Source organism: Intrasporangium sp., from assembly GCF_032907665.1.
Classification (GTDB): Bacteria; Actinomycetota; Actinomycetes; order Actinomycetales; family Dermatophilaceae; genus Intrasporangium.
In genome coordinates this window covers 1-8,717 of record NZ_JAJJPG010000141.1, presented here as the reverse complement: position 1 = coordinate 8,717, position 8,717 = coordinate 1, and the positions used below count along the sequence as shown (strand labels likewise).

Below are 8,717 nucleotides of genomic sequence, written 5' to 3'. Positions count from 1 at the left end.
TGCCGAGCTCGACGTTGCCGACGATGTGGTCGAGGGCCTGGAAGAGCCGCTTCGGCGAGCCCTCGCGCTTCTGGTACGTCGACGTGGCGGGCTGGTACCCGGGAAGGTAGGGACCGGCATACGTCTGACCGTTGATGGTCCGCTGGACGAGGCTGTGGCGGGTCTCCCCATACGTCGCGATCGCAGCCACACGCACCGTGCCGTGCTCGTCGGTGAGATCGTGCGGCTCCTCGAGGACGGTGGCACCGGCCCGCTTGGCCTGGGCGATGCACCGGTCCACGTCGGGGACCTCGAGGGCGATGTCGACGACACCGTCACCGTGCGTGGCGTGGTGCTCGACGAGGGGGCTGTCGGGGCTCACGGCGCCCTTGACGACGAAGCGGATCGAGCCGGACCTGAGGACGAACGCCTTGTGGTCACGGGTGCCGTTCTCCGGTCCGGAGTAGGCGACGAGCTCCATCCCCCACGCGCTCTGGTAGTAGTGCGCGGTCTGGGTGGCGTTGCCGACGACGAAGACGATCGCGTCCCAGCCGGTGACCGGGAAGACATCCTTGTCCTCGTCGTACTCCACGAGCCCGACGAGCTGCTTGAGCTGCTCGAGGTCGAGTTCGGCGTCGCGCTCCAGGTCGGTGAGGTCGGCGTGCGTGTCTGTGGTCATGAGCCGGAGAGTCGCAAAGCGCCTGCGCGTGGTCAACGGATGCCGGCGAAAGTAGTCACTGTGCACACAATGCTGGCCGTATGCCGCTGGGTACTGGACACTTTGTCCATGACCACCCAGCCGTCCCCGCCTTCTTCCTCCCGGACCCCGGTCGACGCCCTCGACTGCCGGATCCTGCTCCTCCTGCTGCGGGAACCGGGCATCGGGGTCCTCGGGGCCTCCCGCCGGCTCGGCGTCGCCCGCGGGACGGTGCAGGCCCGGCTCGACCGCCTCCAGGCCCGGGGGGTGCTGAGGTCCATGGCGCCCGACGTGGACCCGGCCGCGCTCGGCTACCCGGTCACGGCCTTCTGCACGCTCGAGATCCGTCAGGGACGCGGTGGCCACGCACCGGTGGTCGAGCACCTCGCTGCGATCCCCGAGGTCCTCGAGGCGCACACCATCACCGGCTCGGGTGACGTCCTCATCCGCATCGTCGGACGTGACAACGCGGACCTCCAGCGGGTCATCGACCAGGTCGTCGACGACACCCACGTGACGCGGGCCTCGACGGTGATCTCGCTCGCGACACGCCTGGACCACCGCGTGGTCCCTCTCGTCGAGCTCCTCCTCGCCGAGGCCACGCCGACCTGAGGTCGCAGGGGGTCAGGGCGCGGTGATGGTGATGGGGCTGCCGTTGCTGACCAACGTCCAGTCGACAGCGGAGAACACCGCGGGGTCGATGACCCCTTCGGCGCTCACCCAGTCGATGAGCATCTGGCGGATCTCGATCTGGCGGTTGTAGACGACCGGGGCGGCCGTCACGTGCGGGAAGTTGCCGCCGCCGGACTGGCGGTAGTTGTTGATGGCGATGACGAACTGCCCGTTGGGGTCGATCGGCGCGCCGTCGTACGACAGGTCGAGGATCCGCTCGCCCGGGAGCTTGGCCAGGTCGATGTCGTAGGTCAGCGCAGCGTCGAGACCGCCCATGATGTCGTAGTTGTAGTCCGGCGTGCCGTTCGGCGCCGTGTCGGTCACCGCGTTCGTCAGCTCGTCCGGCGTGAAGGGGCCGGTCCCGCTCACCTGCTTGAAGTACCTCGACGAGTACTCGAGGTAGTCCTTGACCTGGGCGCCGGTGAGGACGATGCCGAGCAACGTGTTGTCGTAGATGTAGAGGCCCGCGACGTCACGGACGGTCACGTCGCCGGCGGGGATCGCGGCGTTCTTGTTGAATGGCGCCGCGATCGACAGCACGGGCAGGCTCTCCTGTGGCGTGCCGACGAGCGCCGCCTTCACGGCGTCCGCCTGGACGTGGTTGATGAAGTCCATCGCCGGGGTGTCCTCGTAGCGGGACGTGGCCGCCGACATCGGCGTCAGGCACTGGCCGACGACGCTGTTGACATAGCCGCGAACGGTCTCGTGGGACGCGTGCAGCAACGCCGCGATCTGCGGGTCCTCGTCCACGGTGTTGGAGTTCAGCGTGGTCGCTGCCGAGGAGGCGAGCTGCCACTGGCCCCGGACCTTGACCAGGTCGAGGTCCATCACCGTGACCCGCATGCCCCAGTAGAGGGGCTCGGACAGGAGCACCTGCCGACCGGTCTGCGCGTTCGTGACGAAGCGCTGCGGGATCTCCACGTGCGCGTGCCCGACGAGGACGGCGTCGATGTCCGGCACCTGCTCGGCCATGAGGCTCGCGGCGTTCTCCGGGTAGGGCAGCGCGTCGCCGTAGGACGACGACGTGTCGGCGCCGGAGTGGACCGACACGACCACGATGTCCGCACCCGCCGCCTTGAGCCTCGGGACGAACATCGCCGCCTGCTCGACGATCCCGGGGAACCGGACGTGGCCCTCGACGATCGCCTTGTCCCAGATGGCGACGCCCGGCGTGACGAGGCCGAGGATGCCGACCCTCACCGGCTTGGACCCGGGCACCTTCACGGTCTTGATGACGTAGGGCCGGAAGACCGGCTGGCCCGTGTCCCAGTCGACCGAGTTCGCCGACAGCAGTGGGAAGTTCAGCTGGCTCTCGAAAGTACGCAACGTGTCGAGGCCGTAGTTGTACTCGTGGTTGCCCAGGGCCGCCGCGTCGTAGCCGACGAGGTTCATCGCCTCGGCCATCGGGTGCTTGGACCCGCCGGTGATCGGGTCGATCTTCGCGTAGTAGTACGCGAGCGGGGTGCCCTGGATCGTGTCGCCGGCGTCGAGCGTGATGCACGACTCGGCGCCGCGCTCGGCTCGGACCAGGTCGATGAGGGTGGCCGCCTTCGCCAGCCCCACGTGGTTGCCCCTGGAGTCGCTGTAGGCCGCGTCCTTGAAGTAGTCCCAGTTGTAGACGTTGCCGTGCAGGTCGGTGGTCCCGAGCACGGTGACCCGGAAGGGCTTGCCGTTGCTGCCGTCACCGCGGCCCGCTGCACTCGCCGAGCCGGCCGCGCCGACGCTGAACAGTCCCGCGCCACCGACGGCAGCCAGGGTGAGCAGTTGACGTCGGGTCGTCTCCGACCCGAGGAAGTCTTTGGCCATGAGCAGTCCTTGTCGTCGCGCCCGAGAGCCCCCGTCCACAGTGACGGAGGACGAACCGACCCTAGTCCTCGACTGCGCACCCCGGGGTGTTTGCCGCTGGCAGAAACTGACGACGTCGGGAGGGCTCGATGGGCAGGATCACCGACGACCGACGAGCCAGAGCCTGATCGTCTCGATCCGCTGCGCGACCTGCTCGGACGACGCCGAGGCGAGGTCGGGCCCGCCGCAGGCGCGGCGCAGGTCGAGGTGCACGGTGGCGTGGGGGAAGCCCTTCTGCCGGGCGTAGGCAGCGACGAGCTTGTTGAGCTCCTTGCGCTGCGCAGCGAGGGCGCGGTGCGCCGCCACCGGGGCGGTGCCGGAGCCCTTCGGCGCGCGCTTGACCTGCTTGCGCTGGCGCTCGTGCAGGAGAGCCGCGACCTGGTCCGGCTCGAGCAGTCCCGGCAGCCCGAGGTAGTCCTCCTCCTCCGCAGAGCCGATCTGCGCGTGCATCCCCCACTGCTGCTTGTCGAAGAGCACGTGGTCGAAATGTGCCTCCGACTCGAGAGCCTCGAAGGCGCCCTCATCGAGCCCGACGGTCTGCGCCTCCCGGTTGGCCGCGTCGATGAGCGCCTGCTCCTCCGCCCACATCGCCGCGATGTCGTCCTCGGCCGCCGGCGTGCGGTCGAGCGCGTGGTCGCGCTGCTCCTCCAGACGGGCCGCGTGGTCGAGCACGACCGGCACCGACGGCAGGAAGACCGAGGCGGTCTCTCCACGCCGGCGGGCGCGGACGAAGCGACCGACTGCTTGGGCGAAGAAGAGCGGCGTCGACGTCGAGGTGGCATAGACCCCCACGCACAGTCGGGGCACGTCGACGCCCTCCGAGACCATCCGGACCGCGACCATCCAGCGCGCCGTCCCGGCGGCGAACTCCTCGATGCGCTGGGACGCGCCGGCGTCGTCGGACAGCACCACGGTGGGAGCCTCGCCGGTGAGCGCACGGAGGTGAGCGGCATACGCCCGAGCCTGGGCCTGGTTGGACGCGATGACGAGACCGCCCGCGTCGGGCACCCCACGCCTGACCTCGCTGAGGCGTCGATCGGCGGCGGCGAGCACCGAGCCGATCCACTCGCCCTTGGGATCCAAGGCAGTGCGCCAGGCCTGGGCGACCTGGTCCTTCGTCATCGGCGTGCCCAGGCTCGCCGAGATCTCGTCACCGGCCTTGGTGCGCCAGCGCATGCTGCCGCCGTAGGCCATGAAGATCACCGGGCGCACGACCCCGTCGCGAAGGGCCTCGGCGTAGCCATAGGTGTAGTCACTCGAGCTGACGAGAGCACCGGCGGAATCCGGCTCGCTGCTCATCTCATAGCGCACGAAGGGGATCGGCGAGGTGTCCGACCGGAAGGGCGTCCCCGTCAGGGAGAGACGCCGCGTGGCCGGCTCGAAGGCCTCGCGAATCCCGTCGCCCCAGCTCTTGCTGTCACCGCCGTGGTGGATCTCGTCGAGGATGACGAGGGTCGGCCGCGCCAGCGTGAGCTCACGGTGCAGCGCCGGTCGCGAGGCCACCTGCGCGTAGGTGACGGCCACGCCGTGGTAGTCCTCGGCGTGCCGACCGATCGAGTTGCTGAACCGCGGGTCGAGACTGATGCCGACCCGAGCGGCGGCATCAGCCCACTGCGTCTTGAGGTGCTCGGTCGGCGCGACCACGGTGACGCGCTGAACCGTGCCGCGGGACAGCAGCTCGGTCGCCACTCGCAGGGCGTAGGTCGTCTTGCCCGCGCCCGGCGTGGCGACGGCGAGGAAGTCCCGCGGCTCGTCACGCAGGTAGGCGTCGAGAGCGTCCTGCTGCCACGCCCGCAGCTTGCTCGCGGTACCCCACGCGGCCCGCTCCGGGAAGGCGGGTGGAAGGTGAAAGGCGGCCCCTGAACTCATAGGCCCCCAACCGTAAGGGATCTCGCTGGACGACATGCCGGGGCCCCGCCTCGTGGGCGGGGCCCGGTCGCCGTGGTATTGAGGTGCTATCGAACCGGTCAGTCACCCCCGCCCGAGCCACCTCCAGAGCCGTCACCGGAGCCACTGCCCGAGCCGCCCCCACCGTCCTGGGGGTCACGGAGCCCGTCGTAGATCTCCTTGCAGACCGGGCACACGGGGAACTTCTGCGGGTCCCGGCCGGGAACCCAGATCTTGCCGCAGAGGGCGACCACCGGCTCGCCCGAGAGTGCACTCTCGAGGATCTTCTCCTTGCGGACGTAGTGGGAGAAGCGCTCGTGGTCACCCGGCTCCTGGAGCTCCTCACGGACCTCCTCGCGCTCGATGGTCGCCGTGCCGGTGCTCCGCAACGGCTGCGGCTCGGTCTCGAAGGGATCGGGGGGCATCACGCTCATGACGGAAGTCTAGGCCGATCCCGGACCGCCCCCGCAGGGTCCGGTGGCGTCGGGCGCCGCCGCCGGCATCCAGCGGAGCAGCCTCGCCCCCTGCGGGTAGGCCGCCAGGCGTTCGGAGAGGTGCCCACGACGGCCGCTCAACAGGACCGTCGGCGGGTCAGCACTGGGGGCCACCTCACCGTCCGGCTCGAGGCCGATGCGCCGGAGCGTCTGTCGCGCCACGGCCTCGGGCGAGTCGAAGATGCTGACATCGATCCCCGACCGGGCCAACGCGATCGCGATGCGGTCGGCGACGAGCCCGTAGTGGGTGCAGCCGAGCACGAGCGCGACGCTGTGGCGCGGTGTCTGCGCCACTGCGGCGGCGATGGCCCGGTCGATGGCGGCCAGATCGGTTGCCTCGACGGCCTCGGCCAGGCCCAGCGCGGCGATCGAGTGCGTCTCGAGGTCGGACGCGAACGCCTCCACGAGCCCCCGGAGGTAGTCGCTCGACGCCGTCGCCGCGGTCGACCAGATGGCGACAGGTCCACCGGTCGACGCGGCCGGCCGGATGGCGGGGACGGTGCCGATGATGGGCACCCGTGGCTCGAACTCCGCGCGGAGCGCCTCCAGCCCGTGGACGGACGCGGTGTTGCAGGCGACGACGATCGCAGCGGGGTCATCCTCGGCGGCGGCTCTCGCGGAGGCGAGGATGAGCTCGCGGACCTCGGTCGGCGTGCGCGGTCCGTAGGGCATGTGGTCGGGGTCGAGCGACAGCACCAGCTCGACGTCGGGTCGCAGCGTGCGGAGAGCATCTGCATAGCCGAGCAGGCCGATACCGCTGTCGACGAAGGCGACGCGCGCGGCTCCCGGCGAGGTCCGGGGAGGGGGCTTCGCGGCATACGACATGGCAGGTCAGTTCATCGAGGGGTCGTCGGGGAAGTTCGCGACAAAGGCGAGGCTGTCGCGCTGGCGGCGGAGGACTGCCCGCCACAGTCCCTCGGGATCCGGGGTGAACGCGTCGCGCACCTCGGCGTCGACGACGTACCAGTCCCCGCGACGGATCTCGCCCTCGAGCTGGCCGCCCTCCCAGCCGGCATAACCGGCGAAGATGCGCATCCCCGCGAGCTCCGCAGCCACGACCGGGGTCGGGACGTCGAGGTCCACGAGCCCGATGGAGCCGAAGAGCCGCTTGACGCCGAGGGGCTCCGGCTCGTCCCCGGGCACGGTGACGAGGCCCAGGGCGGACGAGGTGGACACCGGTCCGCCCTGAAAGAGGACGCGTGGCGCGGTGACGACCCGCTGCCACCCCGGCAGGACCGAGTCGACGTCGGCCGACAGCGGCTTGTTGAGGACGACCCCCTGCGCGCCCGCCTCGTCATGGTGGAGCACGAGGATCACCGACCGGTGGAAGACGTCACCCTCGACGGAGGGAGTCGCCACGAGGAGGCGGCCGGTGTGGAAGGTCGAGCTCACGTGGGCAAGCCTTCCACACCGACGAGGCCGGGTCCGAAGGACCAGGGATCAGAACAGGATCAGAAACTCGAGCGGCGGCGGCCCCGGCTGCCGTTCTCGTCGCCCCAGCGACCGACCAACGGCTCGGCGTCGCGGGACCTGCCCCGGGCACCGCCGTCACGCCGGTCGTCGCGTCGCCCTCCATCGCCTCGACCTCGACCATGCTCATGGCCATGGGCCTGACGGCGCCCGGCGCCCTGGCCGGACCGAGGGCCGCGCGAACCGGCCGGTCCCCTGCGGTGTGCACGCGGACCATCGACGAGCCGCGCGAGGTCCTCGCCCGTGATCGGGACCCCGGTCGGGGCCGTGGCGCCGGTCGCCGCGATGATCGCATCGCCGGGCTGCGCCTTGACGGGAGCGATCCCCACCCCTGCGTCGCGAAGCTGGCGCTCCATCGTCCGACGCTGGTGCGGCAGCGCCAGCGTCACGACCGTGCCGCGGTCCCCCGCTCGGGCCGTGCGTCCGGACCGGTGCAGGTAGTCCTTGTGGTCGGCGGCGGGGTCGACCTGGAGGACGACCGAGACGTCGTCGACGTGAATTCCACGTGCGGCGACGTCGGTCGCCACGAGAACCGGCAGCGTCCCGTCACGGAAGGCGCCGAGCACCCGGTTGCGGGCCCCCTGGCTCAACCCACCGTGCAGGGCAGCCGCGAGCACCCCCTGCTCCCGGAGCTGGGTCGCCACCCGGTCGGCGCCGAGCTTCGTGCGACAGAAGACGAGGGTGCGGCCCGGACGATTCGCGACCTCGGCCGTGATGAGCTTCTTGTGCTGCGGGTCGATGAGGAGCACGTGGTGCTCCATCGTGTCGACGGAGGCGGTGGCGTCGTTCGTCGAGTGGACCACGGGGTCGGAGAGGTAGCGGGCGACGAGGTCGTCGATGCCGTTGTCGAGGGTCGCCGAGAAGAGGAGCCGCTGACCGCCGGCGGGGATCCGGTCGAGGCTCGTCGTGATCTCGGCCATGAACCCCATCTCGGCCATGTGGTCGGCCTCGTCGATGACGGCGATCCGGATCTCGTCGAGCTCCACAGCGCCACGCTCCAGCAGGTCGTTGAGGCGCCCCGGCGTGGCGATGAGGATGTCGACGCCCTTGTTGAGCGCGTTGATCTGCGTGGTGTAGCTCAATCCCCCAGCGACGAGCTTGTGGCGCAGCCCGACGACGTGCACGAGCGGCTCGAGCGCATCGGAGACCTGCATGGCGAGCTCACGGGTCGGCACGAGCACGAGGGCGTGGGGTCGACGTGGCGTCCGGGGCAGGCCCGCCTCGAGGAGACGGGTGATCATCGGCAGCCCGAACGCCAGCGTCTTGCCCGAGCCCGTCTGACCGCGGCCGAGCACGTCCTTGCCCGCGAGGGCATCGGGGATCGTCGCGACCTGGATGGGGAAGGGCTGGGTGATGCCGTCTCGGGCCAGTCGCAGGACGACCGGCTCAGGAAGGCCCAGTGCGGCGAAGCCATTGTCGGCCGCCACGGATACAGGCCCGTCGGCCACCGGCTTGCGCGTGGCCTTGGTCCACGAGTCGGCCTCGAGACGCTCCGCCTCGGCCTCCTCGAAGGACGTCGGCGCAAACTGCTCCCGGTCCGTGCCGCGGAGGGAACGGGGGTCGCGTCGCTCGTCACGGCGCTGGTAGCCGCCCCGCTCACCACGACGCTCGTAGCCGCCACGGTCATCCCGACGACCGTACGGGGCGCGGTCATCACGACGCTGGTAGCCGCC

8 protein-coding genes are annotated in these 8,717 nt (G+C 70.6%); 1 reads left to right on the top strand and 7 read right to left on the bottom strand.

The window, feature by feature from the left end; translation table 11 throughout:
- Positions 1-658, bottom strand: a 658-nt coding sequence (locus tag LOY02_RS16130; protein WP_317183389.1) for a VOC family protein, incomplete at its 3' end; no start/stop codon positions are given.
- Positions 659-766: 108 nt separating this feature from the next.
- Between LOY02_RS16130 and LOY02_RS16125 the strand changes: the two genes are divergently transcribed.
- On the top strand, positions 767-1,288 hold the full coding sequence (locus LOY02_RS16125; protein ID WP_317183388.1) for an Lrp/AsnC family transcriptional regulator: 522 nt from the start codon (positions 767-769) through the stop codon (positions 1,286-1,288).
- Between the two features lie 12 nt (positions 1,289-1,300).
- Here the strand turns inward: LOY02_RS16125 and LOY02_RS16120 are convergent, their stop codons facing one another.
- The 6 genes from LOY02_RS16120 to LOY02_RS16095 form a co-directional block, all read right to left on the bottom strand.
- Positions 1,301-3,154: a bifunctional metallophosphatase/5'-nucleotidase gene (locus LOY02_RS16120; RefSeq protein WP_317183387.1), complete on the bottom strand. Its 1,854-nt coding sequence runs from the start codon at positions 3,152-3,154 to the stop codon at positions 1,301-1,303.
- A 138-nt stretch (positions 3,155-3,292) separates the two neighbouring features.
- Positions 3,293-5,062 (bottom strand): DEAD/DEAH box helicase, encoded by a 1,770-nt coding sequence (locus tag LOY02_RS16115; RefSeq protein ID WP_317183386.1) that lies wholly within the window; start codon positions 5,060-5,062, stop codon positions 3,293-3,295.
- Positions 5,063-5,160: 98 nt separating this feature from the next.
- Complete coding sequence (locus tag LOY02_RS16110) at positions 5,161-5,514, bottom strand: DUF3039 domain-containing protein (protein WP_317183385.1); 354 nt, start codon at positions 5,512-5,514, stop codon at positions 5,161-5,163.
- Between the two features lie 9 nt (positions 5,515-5,523).
- A complete protein-coding gene (locus LOY02_RS16105; RefSeq protein ID WP_317183384.1) occupies positions 5,524-6,399 on the bottom strand; it encodes a glutamate racemase in 876 nt (291 codons plus the stop codon).
- Positions 6,400-6,405: 6 nt separating this feature from the next.
- Entirely contained in the window at positions 6,406-6,966 is a 561-nt protein-coding gene (locus LOY02_RS16100) for a YqgE/AlgH family protein (protein ID WP_317183383.1), read from the bottom strand.
- A 59-nt stretch (positions 6,967-7,025) separates the two neighbouring features.
- Positions 7,026-8,717 (bottom strand): DEAD/DEAH box helicase (locus LOY02_RS16095; protein ID WP_317183382.1); only part of this gene is annotated, 1,692 nt, incomplete at its 5' end.